Consider the following 26,925-nt stretch of genomic DNA (forward strand, 5'->3'; position numbering starts at 1 on the left):
GAACCAACGGCGGTGCGTTCGCAACATCCTGCGTGACTAAACATTTTATGATAGAACAGACAAAACAACCGTCCAAGTGGGCAAAAATCCGCAAAAAATGCATAACAATGTCGCAAACTAGCCAAAATTGCCCACTTATTCGAGTTCGACTTTTCAAAAACTTGGTTATTGGGGTAGAATCTACCAAATAGGAAATATTTACGGACAGCCCCAGACGACGGTTTGTGGCACGCACATGGTAGGTGGTATGCAGGTTCAATCATATAGTCAAACGAATGAACAATCGTTGGCGCACCCCCAACAGGTGGGACCAATGTCTGCAAATAATTCCACCACCCAAGGTGGGGAAATGCCACCCAGCTTGATCAGCGTTTTTCTGTCCGAAATACTGAAGCGCAAAGCACTTGTGATTTTCTGGCTGCTAGTGACGGCTGCCGCAGCCTTCATGGCGGTGAAAACTTTTGCCAAACCAGTTTATCGTGCCACAGGCAGCTTCATCTACACGCCCAACTACCGGAACATGGATCCGTTGTACCTGCCACCGAATATCGAAAGCCTCACCGATATCATTGGATCGCCTGCCTGCCTGAAAGAAGTGCGGCAACAGGTGCTGCCCACCGAGACAGATGCAGAATTCACCAAAAATTTACTCATTAAAGTTCGCAGTTCCACAGAACTGGTGGATGCGAGCTACGACCACGCCGATCCCACCATCGCCAAAAAGGTGGTGGATGAAGTGATGAAACGTGGTCTGATGGAGTTCCAGCAATATCAGTCGGGGTTGATTGAACCAGCAATTGCGAAACGCAAAAACGAAATTGACCAGATTATGCTGGAAATGAAATTGCTGAAAAACCAGTATCAGCAGGAGTTGAGCAAGTTCAACATCACTGATTTTGATCTGGCGATGAACGATGAAGTGAACAAGTTACGCACGATGGAAATTGATCTGGCAGAACTGCAGCAGGAAGAAAAACGCTTGAAGGACGGTATTGCTCTGCTGATCAAACGTGCGGATGACCCGATTCCTGAAAATGAGAAACAGGATCTGGAATCGAAATTACGAGATATTGACCGCAAGCAGGGCGAAATCAGCCTGACATTGAATTTATCTCAGGTGGAAGAAGCCAAAAAACAGTTGGAAATTTTGAAGCCACAAGTCCAACAATACCAGGATCTGTTCAAAAGATCGATCATCACGCGTACTGAACTGAATGAACTCCTGACCCGCGTCGCCACAGCAGAATCCCGCCTGCAAAATGGCAACATGCTGGAAGAACAGCTCAAACAATTGCAAAAAGAGCGGGAATCGATCAAGAACGATCCCAAAGCATACAGCCCCAGTGAAATTGCCCGCCTGCGAAAACTGGCTGAAATGCGTACCGATTATGATCTGTTGCCAGGGAAAATTACCGCCAAAGAAGCGGTAGTGAAGCAACAACAAGTGAAAGTGAACGATCTCCGTAAACTTGAATCAGCAATTGTGGCGAAATACCCACTGGAGATGCGGTCGCTGGAACAACGGAAGATTGATCTGGAACGCACCTTGAATCAATATCAATCGAATTCCAACCCCAACCGCAATGACCTGAAGATTTATGCTGCGGCGGATGCGGGCAGTGCACCATTTTCTTCAAATACCTTGCGTCTCGTTGCAGGTGTGGTGGGGCTGTCATTAATTTTACTGCTTTGCTATATTGCAATATTCGCATTACCGCAAGTAATGCCAAGTCGCGTTGCACCCCCGCCTCGCAGTGGGGCACTGGTAACGATCGTGCCCGTGGAAGTGCCACCTGCACCCAGTTTGCAAAGTACACAAGTGCCGGAAGCACAGCCAGTTACGTATCAACAGCCGTCTACAAGCCATATTCCGACCGCACCAGGTTTTCTGCCCCCAGTGGCATCGGAAAATCGGACACCACCTCCAACCCAGGAAGTGGATTTGACCTACCCTGCAACCACACTGAATATCCCCGCACCCGACCTGCAGGTTGCACGTCCGGTAGTTGCAGAGCAATCGGACAGCAATATTAACCTTAACATCCCAGGAATGGATTTGAATCTACCCGATATCAGCCATTCCAGTGCAATGCCGATGCTGCAACTTTCCGATCTGACGCAGCAAACCGCAGCGAAACCAGCCAAACCGAACCACACTCCCCAACCACAAATACGTCCGCCCATGCCAGGCGGCAGTGGCAGTAAGGTAATTCCCAGCCAGGCGTTGAACTTTCTGGCCGAACGGATCCACCAACGTGGGATTTCCGAAGGTGGCATTGTGCTGTTCACGCCCATCAATCACGGGCATTCGCTGGACAAAATGCTTCGGGATTTAGGAAATACATTTACCCAAAACGGGCAACAGGTACTAATTTTTGATGCCAGTGGCGAATCAAGTTACCCAACGTGGGCCACTGGCTCGCCGATCCTGTCTCAACAGGCGATCAGCAACTATGTTTTAGGTAGGTCACAAGACATTGAACCTTGTTTTCAGCCGACAGACCAGCCAGCCGTGTTTTTTGCTCAGGCTTCGATCAATCATCTAATGTCGGGTGTGGAAACTGCCCACCGTTTTCAGCGTTTGCTGAATGAAATGCACGACAAGTTTGATATTGTGCTGATGCTATCCCCACCAATTTCTGCTAAAAACATTGATCCCTCTGTGTACACCACGCTGGCAGAAGGGATCGTGGTGATTACGGAACGGGATGCCACAATGAAAGAAAATGCACCATGGTTTGAATCCTTACGGAAGCAATCCACACCCGTTTTGGGAACTTTGTCACTTCCAAAAATTACTTCTGCCTAAAATCAGTTCCAGATGACCTATCCTTGAGAAGTTGTAACACAGGATCTGACCCCCCATCTGGCTATGAACCGTTTTGATGATGATTTACTGATCAGCTATCTGGCAGATTGTTTATCTGCCGAGGATCGCCGCGCGGTAGAACAGCGACTGAAAACGGACGCAGAATTCGCTGAACGGTGCATCGTTTTTTCCCGAAATGAAGCCATTATTGCGGAGTGGCAACGCACCCAGGGTGGGCAATCCCACACTTTCCAGGTGGGCAAATTTTCTCATCGCCTGCAGCGTCGGACTGCGCCCGCATTGGGAGCCATTTCCGCAGCGATTGTGCTGGGTCTATGTATTTACCTGTTTGCATTCAATCCCAAACAGACTACGACAGATTCTGTGGTAGAAGTGGCCCCCACGCCAATTGCGACCGTGGAAGAACTTTTTGGTGAAGCATTTGTCGTAAACGACGATGGCACTGAGAGTTCCGTTCACGTCGGCAGTTCGATTCTGTCTGGTCAGGCTTTTCGCACCGATGAGATCAGTGGTGCCGTGTTGCTTTTCCCGAACCACCGACGGGTGGAGATTGGCACTGAAACATCGGTACGATTAATCAAGCGTCTGAATGATGCTGAACTACAAGTTTACTACGGGATGATTTTCGGTACCGAAGCGGACAATTCACAAGATCCATTACGAGTAACAACGCCCACTGCCGTCCTGGATGTGGCGGGGTCGTTCGTTTCTGCAATTGATGCCAACCACACCAGCGTGGAGGCGGGTAGTGGTAACGTACAGATGACGGAATTGAGCAGTGGCCACAAAATTGACATTCCTACAGGAAAATTTGCGGTCACCAGACGCACCAATCAGCGGAAAACAACTTACGAAGCCTCCCCACCGAAAATTACCCAGCCAGAACGGATCATCTCGCATCCAAAAATGGCAGTGCGACGAATCTCAATCCACCCCAACGAACCCATGCTGGCATCGCTGATGTGGGACAGTAAATTAAAATTCTTTCATCTCGATCAGCCACAGGATCTGCGTGAAATTACGGTTCCGAACCAGAAGAATCTGAATTATTTGCAGTTTTCGCCCACGGGCGATCAGATTGCGGTGGCAGGAAATGAGAAATTTGTCACAATTATGGATCGCACTTCTGGTCTGCAGACCGCAACCAGCGAAAAATACAAAACCGACATCCATGCATTTGCTTATTCACCTGACGCACGCCAACTGGCTGTGGGCAGCTGGCTCAAGAACAATCTGTACGGCATTCGCTTTCTGAATGCCCAGACAGCCGCCCCCATTCAATCGGTTTCGTTGGGTAGTAGTGCCCTGGATCAGATTGAATACAGTCCCAACGGGCGGTATTTTGCCACTTCGGAGCGTAATGGCCAAGTGAAACTGTGGGCAAGTGCCGACCGTACGGCGTTTGCGGTGCCTGCCAAACATGGTGATGGCCGAACCATCATTGATTTCAGCCCCGAAAGTGACCTGCTTGTCTCTGCGGGGCGGGATCGAACACTATCAATCTGGTCAATCGCCGACCACCGCAACGTTTTTACCAGTGATGTTCTCCCACACGAGGTGCACGCCCTGAAAATATCTCCCAACGGGTTGCAAATGGCAGTCGCCATGGGCCCATTTGTGTGGGTGTACGACCTTCGAACTATGACCGTTCTGTGCAATTATGTGCTGCACCGCTACAAAGTGACCGATGTTGCCTTTTCACCCGATGGTAAACTGGTCATCAGTTCTGGCACTGATGGCAGGATCTGCCTGTGGGCTGCCCCACCTGCGAACGCACTGCCACCTGAGTTGTAGTTGAATCAAAACCCTAATCCTGCAGTACCTTGTCTTCTACTTTGTCAATGCTGGCTAATTTGTGCCTCAATGTGGTGCGGGAAATCCCAAGTATTTCCGCCGCACTGACCTGATTGCCATCGACATGATCCAGCACAATCGAAAGCACGGTACGGTCGAACATGTTGAGCAGGTGGCGGTAAATATCCGACTGACCCGCCTGTAGGAGACGTTTGGTTTCCTGAACTAGGTGGCTGGAATCGTATTCGCTTTCCGGTTGATCCGGAAACCCCCGAATCAGAGCGGGCAGGCATTCCACCGTGATCATGCTGCCAACAGCCTGCACGGCACCATAACGGATAGCCCCCTGCAATTCACGCACGTTACCAGGCCAGTCCCAGTTGAACAGTGCCTGTAAGGCATCATCGGCAATGCTTTTGATCGATTTTCCCAGTTTTTCGTTCGACAGCTTGATGAAGTGATCTACCAGTGGGCGGATATCACTTTTCCGTTCCCGCAGTGGTGGGAGCGTAATGGTGAATCCGTTGAGGCGATAAAGCAGATCCTGTCGAAATTTCCCTTCCTGAGCTTTTTCCTGCAGATCATGGTTGGTAGCAGCAATCACGCGGGTATCGGTAAAAATCTGAGTGTTGCCGCCCACCCGCTCAAACTGGAAATCCTGCAGTACCCGCAACACTTTCGCCTGCGTCATCGGCGACATATCGCCGATTTCATCCAGAAAAATTGTCCCACCGTGAGCCTGCTCAAATTTGCCGATACGCTGGCGATCCGCACCAGTAAATGCCCCACGTTCGTGGCCAAAAAGCTCACTTTCCAGCAGGGAATCGGGAATAGCCGCACAATTGACGGCAATGAACGGTTTATTGGCCCGATTACTGTGGTGGTACAACGCCCGTGCCACCAATTCTTTGCCGGTGCCACTTTCTCCCTGGATCAGCACAGCCACATTCTGTGGGGCAAACTTGCCGATCAATTTGTAAATTTCCTGCATTTCGGGCGACCGGCCCACAATTTCATCAACTTTGGTTTCTCCCGGCCCCACCTGAAAGGATGCCGGTACCGATTGCATTTTGCGCAAGGCCAGAGCTTTTTTGACCAGTTCCCGCAGCGATTGCAGATCGACCGGTTTCAGCATGTAATCGAACGCACCACGTTTCATCGCTTCGATGGTGGTATCGGTGGTGTCGTAAGCCGTCATAATGATGACAGGCAACAGTGGGTCAAACTCGTGAATCTCGGTAAAGGCATCAAGCCCGGATTTGTCCGGCAGGCAAACATCGATCAGCACCAGATCGGGCCGCATTCGCCGCACCAGCTCGATGCCAGCGGTGGCACAATCGGCTGTTTCGGTTTCAATCTGCAAATTTCCGAGCGTTTTTGCCAGCGAATAGCGGATGTTATCATCATCATCAATAATGGCAGCTTTGGGTGATTGTTGGCTCATGCGAGAACTGCTTCCTGTGGAACGTCATTTCGAATGATTGCTTCAATCCATTTTGGCTTTTGAATCGGCAGATGAATGTAAAACACTGCCCCACCTTTCCGTTTATTCATGGCATCGATTCTCCCACCGTGGGATTCGACGATGCGTTTGCAGATTGACAGACCCAGCCCCATGCCAGCCCGTTTATTCGAAACAAAGGCATCAAAAATCTTGATCCCCAGGCTGGTATCGATTCCAGGCCCCTGATCTGCGACCGTAATCAGTAGCCAGGCATCATCAGGATTATTTTCCCGTTCCATGCGTGCACTGACAGCAATTCGCCCACCAGCAGGCTGTACATCCAGTGCATTGTAAAACAGGTTGTACAGCACCTGCTGCAACTGGCGCGGGTCTGCAGCAAAGACAATATCTTCCGGATTCAGGCTGAGTCCCAGTCGCACATTCTGCTTTTTGGCGCGGGCACTGATCCCTTCTAACGTTTGTTTCAACAGTGGGGCCAACGCCACCTGACTGTATTCCATCCTGGGTGGGCGGGCAAAATTCAAAAACGTGTTGATGATGTGCTCCATCCGTAGTATCTCTTCTTCCAACACCCGCAGATCGCGGGAAGACAACGTCCCACGTTGGTTGGGATCGGCGGCATTCTGCACAATCAGCTTGATTGACATCAACGGATTGCGAATTTCGTGGGCAATGCCAGCGGCCATCTGCCCAACGTAGGCCAGCTTTTCTGCCTTCAGTGCATCTCGTTCGGTTTTTTTCAGTTTTTTCAGCACGATTGCGAGCGTGCGTTCCATTTTCTTTAACGCATCGGCATTGCCGGGCATCGTTGAAAGCCCATCCTGCGATGCCATGGCATCCTGTTTTCCGTTTGCGAACCGATTCAGTATTTTGGCGGTCCGAATCAGCCGTTTGTGGGTGCTGCGGATTGCGTGCTTCATTCGACCCAGAAAATACCCACCTGATATTCCTCCCAGCAGCGAGCATATTGCAATAATGCTGAGAAAAAGCGTCATTGTGTTGGAGAATTTTTTATTTGACTCCCCCAGGCTCTCCAGGGATTGGTGCTTGAACATTAAGCATTCCTGCACTGGTTTGAGCACTTCGTTATTCAGTTGGGCATCAATCATGGTCAGAATTTTCAGATAAGCAGCACGATTATGGAATAAATCGATTACTTCGTGGTATTCATCGCAAAAATTGTTAAAGCCAGCCTGAATCTGGGTCAATAATTCCTGTTCGTGAGGGGTTTCTGCGTACCGTTGCATCTGAACAATTGAATTCTGTAACTTACTTTCCAGTTCAGGCACCCCGTCCAGCATTTTCTGGTCGCCAGAAATGAGGTAGCGATCCAGTTGCAGGCGGATTTCGATTGCCGCCAGTTCCAGATCAGTGGCCGCACGTACGCTGGCAATGCCGTTTTCCTGAATTCGGTTCATTTCACCTAATCGCAACCGCATGTGGAGCGTCAGGCCAAAAGTCAGCACCATCAGCACAATACTGACAATCGCAATCGGGTGCTTCAGGAATTTTGGTGAAGGAATCTTCATAGTGCGTACGTCCTGTTGGCAAACTCAGAAGGAACTTCCCTGTTCTGAGTGGGAATGGAGGTATTCTACACAGATTTTTCTGCCTTTACACGCGAAATGTTTGAAAAATTCTCTTGACAAACAGTCGAAAATGAATATACTAATTTACACTATATTTCTGTAATACTATGTCTTACCACAATGCGCTGAAAAGCTATCCTGTTAGTCCAGGTGGCTGCGGAGCATCCAGGCATTTTTCTGGTGCACTTCCGATCGGCGGGTTCCCAGATCGGCTGAAGCCTGATCGTGGACTTTCTCGGCAGAAGCAATCACATCGCGTGCCGCCTGCACCACCGCTTCCTGATCTGCCACGAGTGTGGTGATCATTTCTGTGGCTTTCGGGCGACCCGTTTCCTCTTTTACCACACTCAACTTGCCAAACTCGGCAAAGCTACCCGGTGCATAGGCACCCAGCGTGCGGATCCTTTCGGCAATTTCATCCACTGCCAGTGCGTATTCGGTGTATTGGGTTTCAAACAGTGTATGCAACGTGGTGAACATCGGACCGGTCACATTCCAATGGTAGTTATGGGTCTTCACATAAAGCGTATAAGTTGATGCGAGTAACTTCGTTAACGGTTCGACGACAGGATTGGCAGTAGCCATGTTGATCTCCTAAACTTTTTCAAACGGGCGGTAAGTTGGACGCATCGAATCCCCCAGACGATTCAGATTTCGCCTTGAAATATTCTTGAAGAAAATTCCTACGAAGATTGACAAGCGTGCCGGAAACTGGTCTAACGGCTAAATATGTGAAAGGACTACTCCACCATGAGTGATGACCGAGAGGAGCTGCCACCCGAAAAGGAAATTCGATTTCTGGTCTTCGATATTGAATCGATACCCGATGGAAACTTAATAAAGAATCTCCGGTACCAGGATACTGATCTGACCGATGCAGAAGCGGTGCAGCGTGCACAGGAAGAGGCACGCGAAACTTCGTATACCAGTTCGGACTTTTTGCCTTACTCCCAGCAGATTCCCATTTGCATGGCGATCATTCTGGTGAATCGCGTGTTTGAAATTGCTGAGATGCACGTGCTGGGGCTCCCCGAACATAACACCAGACAGTTGACCGAATTTTTCTGGCGTGGGCGAACGAAAAAGTATCGCTCAGCCAATCTGGTGACGTTCAATGGGCGGGGGTTTGATCTGCCGATGATGGAATTGATGGCGTTTCGCTTCGGCTTACCAATCGCATCCTACTACCAGAACCGTGGGTCACGTTACAACACGGACGATCTGGACCTGTATGACTGGATTACCAACTATGGTGCGTCCCGCCTGACAGGTGGGCTGAACCTGCTGGCAAAAATGATTGGCAAGCCAGGCAAAATGTCGATTGCTGGCGAAAATGTGTACGAAATGTACCTGGATGCGGATTACGAAGGGATCCAGGGGTATTGTCTGTGTGATACTCTGGATACATACTTTGTCTTTTTGCGACGGTGCGTCCTTTTGGGAACCATTACGCCAGATTATGAGCAACAGGTGGTAGAGAAAGCGCGGGCGAAAATTGCCCTGGAAGCGTCCAGGTATCCCATTCTGAATGATTACCTGGCATGCTGGGCAGATGCATTAGGTGATCAGTAAAGAGATGTTGTAAGTATTTATTAATGAACTGGTTACGCTGAAATCAGGGAACAGAAAACTGCACTGCAATGTTTGCGGATCAACCGCCGGGACGACGTCGGCCAAAACCCCCACCGGAAGGAGGACCGCCACCTTCGCTTGATCCACCACGGCCAAAACCACCGCGACCACCAAAGCCACCGGAAGGTGGGCCACCCGTTCCTGGAGCGCCACCCATCGCGGGGGCACCACCACCGAATCGGCTGCCAAAGCCACCGGAAGGTGGGCCGCCTGATCCGGGAGCGCCACCCGATGAAGGAGGACCACCACCAAATCGGCTACCAAAGCCACCGGACGGTGGGCCACCCGTTCCGGGAGCGCCACCCATCGTAGGGGCACCACCACCGAATCGGCTGCCAAAGCCACCAGAAGGAGGGCCGCCTGATCCTGGTGGACCACCCATTGAAGGAGGGCCACCACGGGAACTTTCAGAACCACGGTCGCTGCCTCGATCACCACCTCGGCTTCCACGATCCCCGCGATCTCGACGGTCACCACTTGTTGGAGCACCAAATGTAGATGGTGCACCATTCGTGGTGCCTGCAGAAGCAAGCAGTTTGCCGCCATTTTTATAGCGTAAGTATTCTTCAGCGGTAATAAAACCGTCGTTATTCAGATCGTAAGTGAAAAATTCATCAAACTGTTTACCAGCTTGTTTCCACTCATACATCGCAACCTGCCCATCTTTAATTCCTTTGGCATCCGCGCTGGCAAACCAATCCGGAATTTCTTTTGGCAGACTATCAGCACGGATAATTGTCATCCTTTTTTCGGGTTCGCGTGGTTTTGAAGTAGAGGAGCGGCTGTCACGACTGCTTTCGCTTGTACGGTCGGAACTACCAGATTCGCCGCCACCAAATCGTGCGACAACATATGCACGATATTCCCGCATGTCAATCATCTGATCGTCGTTTTCGTCCCAACGATCCAACTCATCTCTCAAAGAGTCGGCCATTTCATCAATTTGAAGCAATCCATCCTCGTTGCGGTCACGGCGACGGAAAAACCCCTCGATTTGTTCATCTGACATTCCAGAACCACCGCCACCTGCGGGGGCACCACCCATGGATGGCATGCCACCACGCATTTCATTTCGAAGGGTATTGACATCAATTCTGCCAGACTTAAGATCGTCCTGCAATTTATTCATCGCACCCGTAAACTGATCGCGGGTGATTACATTTCCTGTCAGGCCAAAACGGCTAGCAAATCGATCGAACATCCCCTTGGAAAATGTATCGAGTTTATCTACTTCAATGACATCAGAGCCACGTGCAACCATGTCAAAAATCCGGTTTGGGTCCATCGAACCCCCACCAGGAAATTGTGCATTCGTTACGGTGGTGGCTGAAAGAACCAACCCCAGAACAGCACCGAACATCATTTTGATGCGAATCATCTGATTTGCCCGCTTAAAAATTACCACACTTTACAGTACTCGCAATAACGTCATTTTGTCGACTGAATTTTTCCAAAGTCTCATTTCTCATTAATTTTTGCAGTGGTGGCAAATATCCTGCCCACTCGTCATCTTTGGTACAATAACCCCAGGTGCCACAATGTCATCAGCGACGTGCGAGTTTTCACGGAAATATTGCTAGCAAGGCGCGTGCCAAATGGTCGATAAACTGGATTCAGAACACGATTTTTTGCAAAAAAACGTCCATCTAGCGGTACAAGGCGATGCTGGTGCCTTGAATTCGCTGTTGACGCACTACCACGATCGCCTCTGGCGTATGATCGTGGTGCGGCTTGATGCACGGCTGAAAGGCAGACTCGATGCTGACGATGTGATTCAGGAAGCCTTTCTGGAAATCGCTCAACGCATCCGCGAATTCAAAGAAGATGTTCATTTTTACATTTGGATCCGTTTTATCACTTTGCAGCGTCTGCAAATGCTGCATCGGCACCATCTGGGGGCACAGATGCGCGATGCCCGCATGGAGCAGCAACCCAAAGCTCACATGGCAGGCACAGAATCGATGGCAGATATCTTTCTGGGCCACCTGACATCACCCAGCCAGGCGGTGATTCGCCGGGAATTAACGGCCCAACTTCACCAGATTCTCGCCGAAATGGAACCTCTGGACCGAGAGGTGCTTGCCCTGCGGCATTTCGAAGAATTGTCCAATGTTGAAACGGCTGCAGTATTAGAAATATCGCCGGATGCGGCCAGCAAACGCCATCTGCGGGCATTGAAAAAGCTCAAAGATGTTTTTCGCCGCATCCAGGATGAAAGCCAGAGTGGATAAAGTTGAGGCCAAACCATGACGACTGATCGCACCAGCCTGGATGATGTGGTAGAAGAATTTGCACGCGAATTCCGCACCGGTCGTCGACCCGCCATTGAGACGTATCTTCAGAAATATCCTGAACTTGCGGAAGATTTGCCCGACATGCTTTCAGCCGTGGTAATGATGGAACAGGCCAAACCACGTCGGGAATCAGGTGGGAAGGCACCAGAGAAGCATTTTTTTCAATTAGAACGCTTAGGCGAATATCGGATTGTTCGCGAACTCGGTCGTGGGGGAATGGGAATCGTCTACGAAGCCGAGCAGGAAACGCTTGGCCGGCGTGTAGCAATCAAAATCCTTTCTCCCCACCTGGCATCTCGGAAGAAGTTGCAGGTCCGTTTTCAACGGGAAGCTCAGTCTGCGGCAAAGTTGCACCATACCAATATCGTGCCAGTCTATGGCGTGGGGGAATGCGAAGGTCGTTGTTTCTATGTGATGCAATTAATCGAAGGGACGGGCCTCGATCACATTCTGCGAAAATTTCACGCTCAATCACGGCAAGTCACCAGTCAGACGAACTTTCAAAAACAGGATCAGATTTCGCTTACCGCCCCACTGGAAGGGCATTCGCTGTCTTCAACGGATTTCGAGCTACCTGCAACGCAGGCGGGTTCCGCTTCCACTGCGGTTAATCAGACCACAGAATTGGTGCCAAACCTGCCACAAATTCCGCAAGTCAATACGCCACAATACTTTCGGTTCGTTGCAGAGTTGGGAAAACAGGTTGCCTCCGCACTGGCATACGCCCACAGTAAAGGGATTTTGCACCGCGATATCAAGCCTTCCAATTTAATGCTCGACCCACAACTGAATGTCTGGATTACTGATTTTGGGCTGGCGAGAGCCATTAGCGACAGCAACCTGACAGAAACTGGCGACATTATTGGCACATTGAAGTACATGCCGCCAGAACGATTCCAAGGAAGTTCCACACCACAAGGTGATGTGTACAGTCTGGGTATTACTTTGTATGAGCTCGCCACCCAGCAGATGGCCTTTCCGGATACCAATCCGCAGCAGATGCTGAAGCTGATTACTCAGAAGCAGCCCGATCGCCCTCGAAAACGTAACTCTTTAATTCCAAAAGACTTAGAAACTATTATCCTGAAGGCGATTGCGTTAGACCCCAAAGAACGATACGCAGATTCTGCATCATTGGAAGAGGATCTGGACCGTTTTCTGGATGATCGAACGATTCTAGCCCGACGCACCACATCGTGGGAACAGGCCCGCAGGTGGTGCAAACGAAATCCGGTCATGTTTGGGCTGATTGCCACCGCATTGTTGTTAATGGCAACCACCACAATCGTGTCGTTCGGTGCGTATCGCCGCACTGCAAATGCCAAAGAAGAGGTGGCATCTGCACTGGCGCTGAGAGAAAAGAGCAACCAACAATTACAGCGGACCTTGCAGGAAACCAGAGAACTCCGGGATCAGGCAGAAGCATCGTCGCGCGATGCGTTCGAAGTGCTCAATCGGATTTACGAACGTCTGGCACCCAACCGAGTCTATAACTCAACCGAATTACTGCTCGATGACAGCGATGAGGACACCATTACATTGCCCACACAACCGTTTTTGAGCAAAGAACTGGTGCCTTTCATGGAAGAAATTCTGGTCTTTTATGAAGGCAGTGCCCAGCGTGGGGCAAAATACCCCCAGCTTCGACTTCAATCGGCAGAAGCCAGCCAGCGAATTGGTGATATTCGCCAGCGGATGGGCGAAGAAGCGGTCGCTGTCCCAGCTTATGTGCGAGCATTGGAGATTTATGAGGAAGAATTCATTAAAAATCCTCATCAAGTAGACCTGGGACTGAAAATGGCCCGCACGTGGAACGAGCTGGGTGTCACGTACCGCATTCTGGCAGAAATCGAGTCAATGCTGAAAGCCCACTCTGAAGCGGAAAAATTGCTAGTATCATTGGCCGATGATGCCCACCAACGGCCAGAATATCTGTTTGAGTTGGCCCGCACCTATTTCTTTCTGGCCCAGCGTGGCATACCGGGCCGAACTTCCAGTTCCGTCAGCGAACGCTTTCTTGGTTTTGGCCCACCGCACGGAGGACCAATGGGATCCCCACGTGGGCCGGGACCGGGAGGCCCAGGCGGACCGGGCAGAAAACCACCATTTGGTGGGGGATTTGGCAAAGACCGTGGACCTGGGGGCAAACCATCAGAACCGCCCCCACAGCCGTTAGATGATAATTATCTGAAAAAAGCAATTACTTTGCTGGAAGACCTGCGGGAAAAATATCCTACGGTACCGGATTACCAGCACCTGCTGGCGTGCTGCTATCGAGAGCAGCCGCCATCATTCCGCTCCCGCACCAACGATAACCAGCGAAAAGCAGTAGAGTTACTTCAGGTACTGGCAAAAAATCATCCGGATGTTTCCGATTATCAGTTCGATCTCAGCGAAACATTGGCCCGCGTTGATTCTGCACAGATCTTATTCGAAGGTTTTCGTGGTGATAATCGCAAGCGGGATCAATTGACAGAAGCTCTCAACATTTCCACGAAACTGTACCAGAACTATCCAGGAGTGCCCAAATATGCAGCACTTCATGCCCAAAATCTCAACAAGGTGGGAATGTTGCGGTTGGGCACCGATAAATCCACTACCGCTGCAGAAAAGATGATCCATGATGCTCTGACCATTCAAACAAAATTAACAGAGCAGAATCCCACGATAGCGGCAAATCAATTCTGGTTGCAAATGATCGAAAATTCTTATGTCATGGTTCTGAGCAAGCAGAAAAAATGGCCTGAAGCAAAAGCAATTCTGGAAAACGGAATTGCTAAAGCAGAAAAAGAAAGCGAAAGTGCCCAGGAGGCGAATCGCTGGTTGCTCAGTCGGCAATATTTCACACTTGGTACCGTAATGATCGCCTCAGGCGACAAAGAAGGTGCGGCAACTGCCTTTCGCAAAGCAACAGAACTGTCACCATTTGGGAAACGTCCAGACGACCGCCGTCCGACTGAGAAGAAAAATCCCCCACCGAAAAAGTAGTTAGTCCAGATTTAGGCCCCACGTTCCAATGACAAAATGAGTTTTATCTCATAATATTGCGAGCCACCCTGTTTTGCAGTTCCCATACGATGAAATGGTTCTCATAATTCACAAGAAGATCTTCTTAAAAAAATTGTTGATGGATACTGGGGATTTTTCTCGCTGATCAGGTGGAGGGTAGGTCATGACCGAAGAAACACTTTTTGAAGCAGCGTTGAATTTGCCTGAAAACCAGCGGCTGGATTTTCTACGTAAGGAATGTGGCAGCAATCTTGCCTTTTTCAACCGCATGCAGGAACTTCTGCAAGCCCATCTGAAACCTGAATTGCCGTTGGATCAGACAGTAGACTCCCCACCCGCAGGGAACGAACTTTCTACCAGCATCCATGTCTCATCAGAGTCAAAAATAACCGTCATTGATGAAAAATATCAGTTGAAAGAACTGATTGGTGAAGGCGGGATGGGAACCGTTTGGCTTGCAAAACAAATTTCCCCACTGAAGCGTCTGGTCGCCATCAAATTGATCAAACCAGGCATGGATTCACGCCAGGTGATGCTGCGATTTGAAGGGGAACGTCAGGCGTTGGCAATGATGGATCACCCGAATATTGCCAAAGTACTGGATGGCGGACTGCACGAGAACAGGCCTTATTTTGTCATGGAACTGGTGAAGGGCGTTCCGATTACCGAATATTGCGACCAGAGAAAATTAACGCCCCATCAGCGGCTCGAACTGTTCATACAAGCCTGTCAGGCAATTCAGCATGCCCACCACAAAGGGATTATTCACCGCGATATCAAGCCTTCGAACGTGCTGGTTGCCCTGTATGATGACAAACCAGTCGTGAAAGTCATCGATTTTGGGATTGCCAAAGCCACGGGATCATCGCTGACAGAGATGACCATTGAAACGAGTTTCGGTGGTGTGGTGGGAACCCCACAATACATGAGTCCTGAACAGGCCACTTTTAACAATCTGGATATCGACACCCGATCCGATATTTACGCATTGGGAGTATTGCTTTACGAATTATTAACAGGTAATCCGCCATTCACTGATGAAGAACTGAAAAGAAAAGGCATATTGGAAATTCTTCGTGTTGTTCGCGAAGAGGATCCCCCACTGCCAAGCACAAGATTAAGCACTGCCGATGCACTTCCCAGCATCAGCGCCAATCGTAGCACCGAGCCAAAAAAGTTAACGGGCATTCTCCGATCGGAGCTGGATTGGATTGTCATGAGGGCGTTAGAAAAAAGCCGCACGCGTCGATACGAAACTGCCAACGGTTTTGCGTCAGACATCCTGCGTTATCTGGCGGGAGAACCAGTACAGGCTCACCCACCTTCAAAGGTGTATCGTTTGCGAAAATTCATCCGGAAGCACCGAAAACCTTTATTAGCTGCAAGTGCGTTATTCTTAACGTTGTTTTGTGGCGTGCTGGGCACCTCATTTGGTTTAGTCCAATCGATCCGGGCCACGAAGAGGGCGAATCTTGCACGTCAGGAATCTGTTACACAAGCTTTGATTGCAGCAGAAAACGAACGCGTGGCAGTACTTGAGGCAGACCGTGCAGATCGGAACGCTGCCCAGATGAGGCACCATCTGAATCTGTTTCGGCTGAAGGATGCTCAGTCTGGGTATCGTGCAGGAAATATCCGCTACGCCAGAGAAACACTGCTGGATGTAGAACCCGAATACCGCTCGGTGGCGTGGGGAATCACCAAAAGACAACTGGAAGGAAGCGATATTACTTTCTTTGGACATACAGATAAGGTGAATTGTGTCGCGTGGAGTCCTGATGATTGTTACATTGCAACTGCCAGTGATGACTGCACCGTATGTGTGTGGGAATTAGCAACCGGCAATCTGGTTCATCGTTTCGCAGACCACAACTACCTGGTTTTAACAGTGTCCTGGAGCAGCGATGGGAAACAACTGGCGAGTGCGGGTGCAGATGGCCGTATTATTATTTGGAATCTGCTTAATGGTGGAGTATTGAAAAGTTGGAATGCCCACAGTGATTGGGTAAATTCTCTTGAATTCAGTCCGGATTGCAAACTCCTCTCCAGTAGCAGTAGTGATCGTTCGATTGCCATTTGGGATTGTGAAACCGGCAAGATTGTAAAGCGATTCAACGATTTTCCCTATGCGATGCACCGTGCGACATGGAATAAAGATGGTTCGCTACTTGCAGCTTATGGTTTTTTTGAGAAACAAATTTCTGTGTATTCCACTACAGACTGGAGCAAAAAGTCTACGATTACCAGTGATAGCGATGAATTGACAGCAATCTCATGGCATCCAGACGGTAGACATGTCGGTGCATTGATTGCCTGGAGCAACTCAATTGCTGTCTGGAACGCAATCAGTTCCAAAAAAACAGAATCGATTAATTTGCCAGGATTATCACGAGCATCTGTAGCACTAACATGGCACACAGATGGCAAATCGTTTGCCTGTGTTTCCAACGATATTGATATTATTGTGATGATGGACAACGAGTGGCGGGAACCATTGCGTGGTCATGAAACTGGAATCAATAATTTGACTTGGAGCAATTCTGGAAAATATCTTGCATCTGTCAGTGCGGATCTTTCGATCCGAATCTGGAATCCACGACATGGGCAGTTTGCAGTAACCTTAGATCACGATGATGCCTTGATTTCATCATGCTGCTGGAGCCCGAACGGAAAGATGATTGCGTCATGTTCGAATAATAAAACTGAACAGGTCCGGATTTTCGATTCTGCAACGGGCAAAACACTCCATACTCTTTCGGGTCATGAAGAATCTGTTACGGCGGTTGCCTGGAGCCCGGACGGCAAACGTTTGCTGTGTGTGGGCTGGAATCACAAGATCGATATCTGGGATTGCGATTCCTGGAAAAAAATCACTACTATTGCCAGTAATCTGGACCATGGAATTGATTCAATCGCCTGGGCACCAAATGGAAAAATGTTCGCTAACAACTGTGGCAACTATCTGGAGATTCGGGATAGCACTACGCTGCAAGTATTGCATCAGCTTCGATGTGGGGAGCAAAACTTAGTGGAAATCGCCTGGAGTCCTGACAGCACGGCAATCAGTGTGGGTGATTTTGATGGCAAAGTAATTATCTGGGATGCAGGTAGCGGAAAAGAATTAATTGCGAAACAATGTCACTTCGAATATCTCCGTGGACTGTGCTGGTCTCCTGATGGAAAATATCTTGCAACCAACAGCGTTGATTTTCCTGAAGTGGTGATCCGTGATCCCAACACTCTGAATCCTGTACTTACCCTGCGGGGAGATTTTACTGCTCCACATGCGTTGGATTGGAGCCCGGATGGTAGAACGTTGGCATCGGTTGGCCCAGAACAAGTAATCATCTGGGACACGAAAACGTGGACCCGTGTTTACGAATTGTGGGACAACCGTCCCAGGGGTGTGGTGAAGTGGAGTCCGCAAGGTAATCGGCTGTTGCTGGGAAATCTCCATGACATTGCTGTTATTCTGGAACCAAATGACACACCACTACCTGTCCGATTAAAAAATCATCATGATCGTATTAACGCAGTCGTGTTGAGTCCGGATAGCAAACTGCTCGCTACAGCAGGAAATGATCGCAGAATCGTGATTTGGGATACAGACTCCAGAACAGTCGTGCGAGAAATACCTGCCCACTCAGATGCAATTCACGCACTTGCATGGAGTCCGGATTCCAGAAAACTAGCTTCTGGTGGGATGGACACTTCGGTGCGAATCTGGGATGTATCGACGGGAAAAAAATTACATGATTTCCTTAAGCATGAAAACATTATTGTTCACTTGATCTGGAGCAAGGATGGCAACAGATTATGGTCCCAGTCATATAGCCCAGAATCTTACCTGTGGGATGTCAGCACAGGTAAAATGTTACAAGAGAATCTCAAACATTTGCCAGATAAGTTTATACAGAACATCAATCCCCAGGATTTCTATTTCATACCCGATGGGGCCGATATCGTTATTCATCCAAAGAAATTACCAGAATCGGAATTGTTGCGACGAAAAAGGATCTACACGCCACACGAAATTGCACCGACGAAACCACCAAGATGACCATTTGAAAGAGAAGTTTCGTTGATCAGCCCCCGATTAGGTGGTGGGTTACTTCGCTCCGAAACAATAGACTGTGCCCTTTTCGGTGGTGATCAGCAGTTTGCCATCGGAGAAAGCGGGAGAGCCCAGAATAGCCCCATCAAGTTCCAGTGAAGTGACTTTTTTGCCGCTGTCCCGTTCAATGACGTACAAGTTCTGATCCAATGAGCCGACGACGACCCGATCTCCCACAATGATTGCGGAACCATCCACCTTATGTTCGGTGGTGTAAAACCACTTTGGCTTACCGGTTTTGGTATCCAGTGCCCAGACGTTTTTATCTCGACTGCCAATAATCAGCGTCCCTGCATCAATCGCTGGGGAAGCATAAAACGCCTGTGCCCGGCGTGGGGCTTCGAATTCCCACAGAATTTTCATTTTTTCGAGATCAACGGCCAGCACCTGGTTCGACATCGTGCCCACGTAAAGCGTTTTGTCCACAATGGCCGCGGATGCACCGGTTTGCCCTTTCAGGTCGACGGAACCCAGCTCTTTTCCAGTTTTGGTATCGATGGTGTGCAGTAAACTGTCGCACCCCGCCAGATAGGTGCGGTCACCCACCACAGCAACACCACCATATACGGGGCCTTCTGTCAGAAATTCCCACACTTTTTTGCCGTTCTGGTCCAGACAGTACAGCGTTGAATCGTGGGATGGGATTAAAATGTACTCACCGGCAAAATTGGCAGCAGCAGAAATTTCGCCCCCAGCCTCAAATGCCCACAATTCTTTGCCCGTAACCGCGTCGAGACAAACGAACTTACCATCCAGATTCCCCACAAAAAGCTTCCCTTTGCGGTAGGCAGCAGAGGCACGCACGAGACCGATTTCGGTTTTCCAAAGTTCTTTGCCTGTTTTCAGATCGATGGCGTAGAATTGTTTGTCAAAATTGCCGACAAATACTTTCCCTTCTGCAATCACCGGCGTGCTTTCAAAAGCACTTTTAGCTTTGAACCTCCATAGTTCGTTCAAAGTATCGGGAATTTTGCCTGCAATCACCGCTGTCTGTGCGGCATTTCCACGTGCCAGTGGCCAGTCTGCCTTCGCACTGAGGGTGGGCACGAAAACGCAAACCGCAAGTATCGTAATATTTCGTAATATCATTTCCAGTCTCCCACGTGCACAGTTGATTAAACCATTATAAGCACGCACATAGGTTAGACGTATGTGATGTGGGCGGGATTTTACCAGTAGAATGTGAGAGAATTCTCACAATGATTGCGTAAAAAGTGAATTATTACAGTAAATAACAATTCGGCGGCAAATTAGCCTGCAACCACCGCATAAACAGGTGGTAAGGGGCTGCAAACCGGTTGCCAGTCATTCCCCTGGTTGTTACTTGCCCAAACATTGCCAGTGGTGCTGCCAAACATCAGTTCCTGCCCAGCAGCATCAATTGCCAATGCGTGTCGATAAACTACATCATAGGCATGTTCCTGAGGCAGTCCGCTTGTTAATGTGTCGAAACTCTTACCTCCATCGCGGGTGCGGGTAACGGCTAATTTTGCATCGACGGGAATCCGCTTTTCATCTTTGATTCCTGGAACAAACCATGCAGTGCCTGGATCTGTGGGATGCACTGCCACGGCAAACCCGAACGTGGAAGGCACCTTATCTAACCCCTGCACCTCCCAGGTACGGGCATTGTCCTGGGAATAAAAGATACCATTGTGGTGCTGTACCCACAAATGATCTGGCTGTGCAGCACAACGCACCATCAGGTGGGGGTCTTGTGCCACGGGATCTTCCCGTTTATCGGGTGGCATGTATTCTGCATACATGCCCGTGCCATCGCAGTACCAGCTTGCACCGGCATCGTTGGTTTTCCATACCCCACCACAGGAAACTGCTACCGCCAGTTCCAATTCATTTGCAGGATTCAGGCAAATAGAATGGATACCCGGCTGATCCATGCCACCACCAGACCACGATTTACGTAATGGGTGGTTCCAGAGTGACTCAACCAACTGCCAGCTTGCTCCAGAATCATCAGAACGAAATAGCCCGCCGGGCAACGTGCCGCACCATATGGTGCTGGGCTGGCTGGAATGCCCAGGTGCAAACGCCCAGATTTTTTCCAGCTTCCATTCACGCGGTGTTTGTCGCCAGGGATCCAGGTCCACTTCACCTTCTGGCTTAGGCGGGTAGCTCGGTGTGGCTATTTCCTGCCAGGTGTTGCCGCCATCCAGCGACCGATGAACCTTCGTTCCGAAATGACTATGCTCCAACGAAACATACAGCATGCCGTCGCGCGGATCGAACATCACCAGGCCTACGTTATCTGCTGCAAACGATACGTTCTCAATATTCCAACGTCCCTGCATGCCACTAGTGATCGTAAACAAGCCCTTTCGGGTTGCCACATAGAATCTGCCTGCCATCTGCATTCCCTCAAAAACCAGATATGAAAGTTTGGATAGAAATTAGCTTATTCGGTCGTTGATGCAAATGTCGGTAGGAAGTTACAATCCAACGATTTCGCTGGCATTTTGATCCAGTTCAATTATAATTGTCGTTCTAGCTTACATCATCACGAGGACAGCGCATGTTACGTCTCTCCGGAATTCTTCTGCTCGCAAGTGCCACCTGGTTACAGGCAGCAGATGTCGACATTCCAAAGGGTTTTACCCCACTTTTTAATGGCAAAGATCTTACCGGCTGGCATGGGTGGGCAATTCATGCAAAGGGTGCCAACCCTTACGATATTGCCAAAGCCGACCCTTCTGCAGTGGCCAAAATGGTTGAGGACTTTACTGCGGATGCCAAGGCACACTGGTCGGTTCAGAATGGTGAACTGGTCAACGATGGTAAAGGTGCCTATCTGGCAACTGCCAAAGAATATGGCGATTACGAATTGCTGATCGATTATAAAACCGTTGCAAAAGCCGACTCTGGCATTTACCTCCGCAACACTCCTCAAGTGCAGATCTGGGATTACACAGATAAGGGTAAATTCAACATCGGTGCAGACAAAGGCAGTGGTGGGCTGTGGAATAACAGTGCGAAAACACCTGGCAAAGACCCATTGGTGCTGGCCGACAAGCCATTTGGCGAGTGGAACTCCTTCCGCATTATTCAGGTGGGTGAACGCACCACGATTTACCTGAACGGTAAATTGGTGGTGGATCATGCCCGCATGGAAAACTACTGGAACCGTGCCATTCCGTTGGCTCGAAAAGGCAAAATTCTGCTGCAGACCCACGGTGGGGAGATTCGCTGGCGGAATATCTTCATTCGCGAAATCGGTGGCGAAGAAGCCAACAAAATGCTCGCTGAAAAGAATGCATCCGGCTTCACAGAGATCTTCAATGGCAAAGACTTCACTGGCTGGCAGGGTGCCACCGCGAACTACGAAGTAGTTGACGGTGCCGTTCGCTGCCAGAAAGGCAAAGGCGGCGTACTCTACACCAAAGAAGAGTACGCAGATTTCCAGGTACAACTGGAATTCAAATTGCCCAAGAATGGCAACAACGGCCTGGCCATTCGTTACCCAGGTGGTTCCGGCGACGGTGCCTACATTGGCATGTGTGAACTACAGGTGCTGGACGATGACTACAAAGGCATCGATCCTCGCCAGGCGCACGGTTCTGCATATGGCATGGTTGCCGCAGCACGTGGTTACCACCGTCCCGTGGGGGAGTGGAACTATCAGGTGGTCACCGTGAAAGGCCCCACCATTCAAGTGGAACTGAACGGCACGCGGATTCTGAATGCTGATCTTTCCAAAGTCACAGAATACATGGGGAAACGCCCACACCCTGGCAAAGACCGTACGACAGGATTTTTTGGGTTCTGTGGGCACAGTGATCCAGTTGAATTCCGCAATATCAAAATCAAACCACTGAAAGATTAATCTCCTTTTGCTGTCTTTTCAGGTGGCACTATCGACCTGTTCAGCGATCTCCGTTCTACCAACCGTGCCAGTGCCAAGCCTCTGGCGGCCAGGATGCGACCACGCACCCTGGATGAATTTGTGGGGCAGGAGCACTTCATTGGTGAAGGCAAACTGCTGCGTCGGATGCTGCTGGCAGATCGCCTGAACTCCCTTGTTTTCTATGGCCCGGCTGGCACGGGCAAAACTGCTCTGGCGCAGGTTATTGCCCATCATTCAAAAAGCCATTTTCAGCCAATGAATGCGGTTTCTGCGGGCAGCAAAGAAGTACGTGAGGTACTGGAACATGCCCGCCAACGCCTGGACCTGCATGGCGAACGGACCATCCTGTTTCTTGACGAAATCCATCGCTTCAACAAGGCACAGCAGGATATTCTGTTGCCAGATGTTGAAGATGGGGTGGTTATTCTGATCGGTGCTACCACAGAAAATCCATTCTTCTCAATCAATACTCCCTTGCTGAGCCGCAGTCAGATTTTCACGTTTGAGCCGCTCAGCAAAGAACATATCAAACGATTGATTCAGCGTGCACTGAAAGATACCGAGCGTGGGTTCGGTGAACTTCAGATTCAGCTTGATCCCGATGCACTGGAGTTCCTGGCAACAATGGCCGATGGCGACGCGCGTCGAGCATTGACCGCATTGGAAATCGGTGTCCGATCTTCGCTGGAAGAGCCAATCCACATTACACTGGAAGTGGCCCAGGAGAGCATCCAGCGAAAGCTGATCGGCTTCGACCCCACGGGGGATACGCACTACGACCTGGCCAGTGCCTTCATCAAAAGCATGCGTGGCAGCGATCCCAACGCAGCGATGTACTGGCTGGCACGAATGCTGGAAGCTGGCGAAGATCCTCGATTTATTGCCCGCCGGATCGTCATCTGTGCGTCCGAAGATGTTGGCAACGCCGATCCAATGGCTCTACTCGTGGCCCACGGTGCCTGGCAATCGGTTGAGGCGGTCGGGCTGCCGGAATGTCAATTGGCATTAGCCCAGGCGGTGGCCTACATCGCCTGTGCCCCAAAATCAAACCGAGTGACACTGGCCATCATGCAGGCGCGAAAAGATGCCCGCGATGGACAGACTATCCCCGTACCAAAGCATTTGAAAGACGCCCACTACGCGGGTGCAAAAACGTTTGAGCACGGTGTGGATTATCAGTATGCCCACGATTTTTCCGGGGGCTTTGTGCAGCAGGAATACCTTGGTGTCGAACGGTGCTATTACGAACCAACAGATCGCGGCAAAGAAGCAGAAATGCTAGCCACTCTGCAGCGACTGTTTCCCCAGCTGTACAAGCAAACTGGTGGCACTCAGGATTCACCACCCTCAACAATTGAACAGAACGACAACCCATAATGATGAGCGGATTTAATCAGTTTTGAAATTCATGGCGCATTTTCTCCTGAATAAGTTTGTTCATTGTTACCGATTCGCGACAACAATTGAGCATGAAATTATTTTCATGCATATATAATATATCCACGTGCCTGTAAAAAAATACAATTTTTCTTGCAAAACGACTGAACACACCAAGAATCATTTGTCACAAGACTATATCCTGAAGTAACTTACATTCATCAAAACTTTTTTGTGAATTCTTGCAAAATAGCGATCACCCCCACTGTTTTGCAGTTGGGATTCCGCAAAATTCATCACTTTCTCATGAATTCCTGATCAACTTCACAATGGCATCATGTCCATGCAAAGATGCCATTGAAAGCGTTCCTTAACTATCTCAACAACGTGAATCGCAAGTGAAGCACGTAATGCCCTGACCAGGATCGCAGGTTTGCGTAATCGTTAAAGTCGCTACATTTGGTCTATTTTCGCACACGAACTGCGAAAAATTGTGCTTGCCACGACGAAAAAAGCGTTTAGCCTGAAGATATTGGGAATAATCCGCACAGATTGCCCAACAGGAACTATACTACACGCACATACATCCAGGAGTAACGATGATTCGAACACAATATCGGCAGTGGCTATTTGCTTCTGCCTGCCTGCTGGCAATATCCACGTCAACCATGGGTGCAGAACCCACCACGGCAGACTTGCAAAAAGCTGTGGACAGTTTGAACCAAGCCACCACAGAACTTAAAAAATTGCAGGCAGAATTGCAGAAAATCCCTGTTCTGGAAACAAGTATCGATGATAATCGCCGTCGCTTAATTAAGCTTGAAAACGATATCAAAATGCTGACAGAATCGGTGGAATCATTGAAGGCAGCTAAGAAATCGACATCGTTACGTCCGGATAACACCGCAACAAAAGGCATGGGGCGTTTTCGCCTGATCAACGATTTTGTAGAAGAGCAATCGGTGCTGGTGAATGGCGTTGCCTATCGCCTGCTACCCGGTGAAGAACGAGTGATTCCTGTAGCTGCGGGCGAATTCAGCTATCAAGTGCTGCAAGTTCAACGCCGCCCTCAGGTGCGTCAGATCAGTGTCGATGAAATCAAAACGGTCCGCATCTATCCCGTCGACTAAGCCATTCGTAACTGCTTACCAAACAGGCAGTTCAGTCTAATGATCACACCACGTTCCCGTGCCCGCAGGTGGGGCCTGCTACTCAGTAATTTTGCCGTCTGGGCGATTCTGCTGGTTGAATTTGTGATCATCATTCCAGCTTATGAGAAATTTTTCATCAAAGAAGGGCAGCCAATCGATCAATCCATTAATTGGATGTGGAAATTGTCTCACTGGTGCACCACACACCTGATTCAGGTGGGGTTGGCATTTCTGATCTTCATTCTGTTTGCCTGGTTTCTGCTTGGAAAAGCGGAAGATGCCTACCAGCAAGCAGTTGCGACCAATTTACCCACCCGCAAACCGCTGTTGGTGCGAAACCTCGTCTGCCTGATCCTTTTTGGTTTCCCAGTGGGAATCTTTTTGTATTGCTGGTTCCGTCTGGCCCCACTTCTGTAAAAAAACTGCATTGTCATGCGGATACTTTGATGAAGGCACCAGAACCTTGGACAATCACGATCGATGGGCCCGCCGGTTCTGGCAAAAGCACCGTTGCCAAGGCACTTGCGGCAGAACTTGGCGTCACCTATCTCAATACGGGTGCCATGTATCGTGCGGTAGCGTTGGCTTGTCAACGGGGCAATATTGCTTACGACCAGCAGGATCAGGTGACTGACCTGCTGCAGACCACCACGCTGGCCCAAGTGGGTGACCGAATCATCCTGAATGGCACTGATGAAACGGAAACCCTGGATGCGTACGGTACCGAAGCAAGCAAAATTGCCGTGTTTCCATACGTCCGCACCTTTCTGGTGAACATTCAACAACAAATTGGACAGCAGCAGAACCTGGTTTCCGATGGTCGAGATCAGGGTACGGTGGTATTTCCAAACGCTGCACTAAAATTTTACATTATCGCCACTGCCGAAGTGCGTGCAGAACGACGACTCCAAAAACTAAAGCTGGATGGAAGAACAGCCGATTTCGAGCAATTGCGTCTCGAATTCATTGAACGCGACTGCCGCGATATGACCCGTAGCGCTGGCCCACTGGTACGCCCACGTGGGGCAACGGTTATTTGCACCGATCATTACAGCGAAACCGAATTACTGAACCTACTATTGAAGGAAGTGCGTGCATGTTGCCTTGGATAGCACGTCGTTGGTACGATTTTGCCTATTTTGCCTGTACTGGCTGGGCCAGCATCATGCACGGTCTGCGTGTCGCAGGTACTGCAAATATCCCACGGACTGGTCCGGTGATGCTGCTGTCGAACCACCAGTCGTTTATGGATCCCCCTCTGGTGGGCCTGGGGGCGAATCGCTACCTCAGTTATCTTGCACGCCGCACCCTGTTTCGGAACCCGCGCTTTAAGGCGTTTATCGAAAGCCTGGATGCCATTCCGATCGATCATAAAGGGTTTTCAAAAGAAGGTATCCAGATTGTGCTGGATAAACTGGACAAAAATTGTGCCATTCTGATGTTTCCGGAAGGCGAACGCACCCACGATGGGGAAGTTCACCCAATTAAGCCTGGAATTTCATTAATTTTGCGGCGATCTAAGGCCCCAATTGTACCGGTGGGTATTGCAGGTGCCTATTACGCACTGAACAGGTTTATGAAAATCCCCCGCCTGGCACCGATTTTTTTACCGTGGTGCTCAGCACGGATTGCGGTGTGCTACGGGAAGGCAATCTATCCCCACGAAATAGAACATATGGGCCGCGAGGAATTATTAGATTTTCTTCACAAAAAAATGGTGGAACAGTTCGAACGGGCAAAGATGCTGCAACTAGGTGTGCAGAAACAGTTTCTGGAACAGGAATAGATCATTAAGGTTTCTTAATGATTAA

18 protein-coding genes are annotated in these 26,925 nt (G+C 49.6%); 12 read left to right on the plus strand and 6 right to left on the minus strand.

Annotated elements, in window-relative coordinates:
• The first annotated feature begins 313 nt into the window (after positions 1 to 313).
• The gene (locus R3B84_11670; GenBank protein ID MEZ6141218.1) at positions 314 to 2,809 is read left to right on the plus strand and encodes a hypothetical protein; all 2,496 of its coding nucleotides are present in this window, start codon (positions 314 to 316) and stop codon (positions 2,807 to 2,809) included.
• Between the two features lie 63 nt (positions 2,810 to 2,872).
• A complete protein-coding gene (locus R3B84_11675; GenBank protein ID MEZ6141219.1) occupies positions 2,873 to 4,624 on the plus strand; it encodes a FecR domain-containing protein in 1,752 nt (583 codons plus the stop codon).
• A 13-nt stretch (positions 4,625 to 4,637) separates the two neighbouring features.
• Here the strand turns inward: R3B84_11675 and R3B84_11680 are convergent, their stop codons facing one another.
• From R3B84_11680 to R3B84_11690, 3 genes are all read right to left on the minus strand, one after another.
• A complete protein-coding gene (locus tag R3B84_11680) occupies positions 4,638 to 6,068 on the minus strand; it encodes a sigma-54 dependent transcriptional regulator (protein MEZ6141220.1) in 1,431 nt (476 codons plus the stop codon).
• Complete coding sequence (locus R3B84_11685; GenBank protein ID MEZ6141221.1) at positions 6,065 to 7,618, minus strand: ATP-binding protein; 1,554 nt, start codon at positions 7,616 to 7,618, stop codon at positions 6,065 to 6,067. The genes R3B84_11680 and R3B84_11685 overlap by 4 nt, the downstream gene beginning before the upstream one ends.
• A 201-nt stretch (positions 7,619 to 7,819) precedes the next feature.
• On the minus strand, positions 7,820 to 8,263 hold the full coding sequence (locus R3B84_11690; protein ID MEZ6141222.1) for a Dps family protein: 444 nt from the start codon (positions 8,261 to 8,263) through the stop codon (positions 7,820 to 7,822).
• Positions 8,264 to 8,428: 165 nt separating this feature from the next.
• Between R3B84_11690 and R3B84_11695 the strand changes: the two genes are divergently transcribed.
• Positions 8,429 to 9,250, plus strand: a complete 822-nt coding sequence (locus tag R3B84_11695; GenBank protein ID MEZ6141223.1) for a 3'-5' exonuclease — start codon at positions 8,429 to 8,431, stop codon at positions 9,248 to 9,250.
• A 79-nt stretch (positions 9,251 to 9,329) separates the two neighbouring features.
• Here R3B84_11695 and R3B84_11700 read toward each other — a convergent pair whose 3' ends face one another.
• A complete protein-coding gene (locus R3B84_11700; GenBank protein MEZ6141224.1) occupies positions 9,330 to 10,688 on the minus strand; it encodes a hypothetical protein in 1,359 nt (452 codons plus the stop codon).
• A 217-nt stretch (positions 10,689 to 10,905) separates the two neighbouring features.
• Between R3B84_11700 and R3B84_11705 the strand changes: the two genes are divergently transcribed.
• From R3B84_11705 to R3B84_11715, 3 genes are all read left to right on the plus strand, one after another.
• Positions 10,906 to 11,541, plus strand: a complete 636-nt coding sequence (locus tag R3B84_11705) for a sigma-70 family RNA polymerase sigma factor (protein MEZ6141225.1) — start codon at positions 10,906 to 10,908, stop codon at positions 11,539 to 11,541.
• A 15-nt stretch (positions 11,542 to 11,556) separates the two neighbouring features.
• Positions 11,557 to 14,592 (plus strand): serine/threonine-protein kinase, encoded by a 3,036-nt coding sequence (locus R3B84_11710; GenBank protein MEZ6141226.1) that lies wholly within the window; start codon positions 11,557 to 11,559, stop codon positions 14,590 to 14,592.
• A gap of 184 nt (positions 14,593 to 14,776) precedes the next feature.
• Complete coding sequence (locus R3B84_11715; protein MEZ6141227.1) at positions 14,777 to 18,673, plus strand: protein kinase; 3,897 nt, start codon at positions 14,777 to 14,779, stop codon at positions 18,671 to 18,673.
• Between the two features lie 48 nt (positions 18,674 to 18,721).
• Here R3B84_11715 and R3B84_11720 read toward each other — a convergent pair whose 3' ends face one another.
• On the minus strand, positions 18,722 to 19,816 hold the full coding sequence (locus R3B84_11720) for a PQQ-binding-like beta-propeller repeat protein (protein ID MEZ6141228.1): 1,095 nt from the start codon (positions 19,814 to 19,816) through the stop codon (positions 18,722 to 18,724).
• Between the two features lie 161 nt (positions 19,817 to 19,977).
• Positions 19,978 to 21,093 carry a sialidase family protein gene (locus R3B84_11725; GenBank protein ID MEZ6141229.1) on the minus strand — a complete coding sequence of 372 codons (1,116 nt, stop codon included), beginning with the start codon at positions 21,091 to 21,093 and terminating at the stop codon, positions 19,978 to 19,980.
• Positions 21,094 to 21,257: 164 nt separating this feature from the next.
• Here R3B84_11725 and R3B84_11730 point away from each other — a divergent pair, with 164 nt between their 5' ends.
• From R3B84_11730 to R3B84_11755, 6 genes are all read left to right on the plus strand, one after another.
• Entirely contained in the window at positions 21,258 to 22,565 is a 1,308-nt protein-coding gene (locus R3B84_11730) for a DUF1080 domain-containing protein (GenBank protein MEZ6141230.1), read from the plus strand.
• Positions 22,566 to 22,658: 93 nt separating this feature from the next.
• Positions 22,659 to 23,963: a replication-associated recombination protein A gene (locus R3B84_11735; protein MEZ6141231.1), complete on the plus strand. Its 1,305-nt coding sequence runs from the start codon at positions 22,659 to 22,661 to the stop codon at positions 23,961 to 23,963.
• Positions 23,964 to 24,562: 599 nt separating this feature from the next.
• Positions 24,563 to 25,093 (plus strand): hypothetical protein, encoded by a 531-nt coding sequence (locus R3B84_11740; GenBank protein MEZ6141232.1) that lies wholly within the window; start codon positions 24,563 to 24,565, stop codon positions 25,091 to 25,093.
• A gap of 39 nt (positions 25,094 to 25,132) precedes the next feature.
• The gene (locus tag R3B84_11745) at positions 25,133 to 25,531 is read left to right on the plus strand and encodes a hypothetical protein (protein ID MEZ6141233.1); all 399 of its coding nucleotides are present in this window, start codon (positions 25,133 to 25,135) and stop codon (positions 25,529 to 25,531) included.
• A 29-nt stretch (positions 25,532 to 25,560) separates the two neighbouring features.
• Positions 25,561 to 26,226: a (d)CMP kinase gene (cmk, locus tag R3B84_11750; GenBank protein MEZ6141234.1), complete on the plus strand. Its 666-nt coding sequence runs from the start codon at positions 25,561 to 25,563 to the stop codon at positions 26,224 to 26,226.
• Positions 26,211 to 26,900, plus strand: coding sequence for a lysophospholipid acyltransferase family protein (locus tag R3B84_11755; GenBank protein MEZ6141235.1), 690 nt, complete (start codon positions 26,211 to 26,213; stop codon positions 26,898 to 26,900). Before cmk ends, R3B84_11755 begins: the two co-directional genes overlap by 16 nt.
• The last annotated feature ends 25 nt before the right edge of the window (positions 26,901 to 26,925 follow it).

Origin of the sequence: Zavarzinella sp. (assembly GCA_041399155.1) — a bacterium.
In the GTDB taxonomy this organism is placed as follows: domain Bacteria; phylum Planctomycetota; class Planctomycetia; order Gemmatales; family Gemmataceae; genus JAWKTI01.

What these genes read in the sequence shown, in the direction of transcription:
- R3B84_11670 (MEZ6141218.1), top strand. Translation starts at nt 314, where the DNA reads ATGTCTGCAAATAATTCCACCACCCAAGGTGGGGAAATGCCACCCAGC.
- R3B84_11675 (MEZ6141219.1), top strand. Translation starts at nt 2,873, where the DNA reads ATGAACCGTTTTGATGATGATTTACTGATCAGCTATCTGGCAGATTGT.
- R3B84_11680 (MEZ6141220.1), bottom strand. Translation starts at nt 6,068, where the DNA reads ATGAGCCAACAATCACCCAAAGCTGCCATTATTGATGATGATGATAAC.
- R3B84_11685 (MEZ6141221.1), bottom strand. Translation starts at nt 7,618, where the DNA reads ATGAAGATTCCTTCACCAAAATTCCTGAAGCACCCGATTGCGATTGTC.
- R3B84_11690 (MEZ6141222.1), bottom strand. Translation starts at nt 8,263, where the DNA reads ATGGCTACTGCCAATCCTGTCGTCGAACCGTTAACGAAGTTACTCGCA.
- R3B84_11695 (MEZ6141223.1), top strand. Translation starts at nt 8,429, where the DNA reads ATGAGTGATGACCGAGAGGAGCTGCCACCCGAAAAGGAAATTCGATTT.
- R3B84_11700 (MEZ6141224.1), bottom strand. Translation starts at nt 10,688, where the DNA reads ATGATTCGCATCAAAATGATGTTCGGTGCTGTTCTGGGGTTGGTTCTT.
- R3B84_11705 (MEZ6141225.1), top strand. Translation starts at nt 10,906, where the DNA reads ATGGTCGATAAACTGGATTCAGAACACGATTTTTTGCAAAAAAACGTC.
- R3B84_11710 (MEZ6141226.1), top strand. Translation starts at nt 11,557, where the DNA reads ATGACGACTGATCGCACCAGCCTGGATGATGTGGTAGAAGAATTTGCA.
- R3B84_11715 (MEZ6141227.1), top strand. Translation starts at nt 14,777, where the DNA reads ATGACCGAAGAAACACTTTTTGAAGCAGCGTTGAATTTGCCTGAAAAC.
- R3B84_11720 (MEZ6141228.1), bottom strand. Translation starts at nt 19,816, where the DNA reads ATGATATTACGAAATATTACGATACTTGCGGTTTGCGTTTTCGTGCCC.
- R3B84_11725 (MEZ6141229.1), bottom strand. Translation starts at nt 21,093, where the DNA reads ATGGCAGGCAGATTCTATGTGGCAACCCGAAAGGGCTTGTTTACGATC.
- R3B84_11730 (MEZ6141230.1), top strand. Translation starts at nt 21,258, where the DNA reads ATGTTACGTCTCTCCGGAATTCTTCTGCTCGCAAGTGCCACCTGGTTA.
- R3B84_11735 (MEZ6141231.1), top strand. Translation starts at nt 22,659, where the DNA reads ATGCGACCACGCACCCTGGATGAATTTGTGGGGCAGGAGCACTTCATT.
- R3B84_11740 (MEZ6141232.1), top strand. Translation starts at nt 24,563, where the DNA reads ATGATTCGAACACAATATCGGCAGTGGCTATTTGCTTCTGCCTGCCTG.
- R3B84_11745 (MEZ6141233.1), top strand. Translation starts at nt 25,133, where the DNA reads ATGATCACACCACGTTCCCGTGCCCGCAGGTGGGGCCTGCTACTCAGT.
- cmk (MEZ6141234.1), top strand. Translation starts at nt 25,561, where the DNA reads ATGAAGGCACCAGAACCTTGGACAATCACGATCGATGGGCCCGCCGGT.
- R3B84_11755 (MEZ6141235.1), top strand. Translation starts at nt 26,211, where the DNA reads ATGTTGCCTTGGATAGCACGTCGTTGGTACGATTTTGCCTATTTTGCC.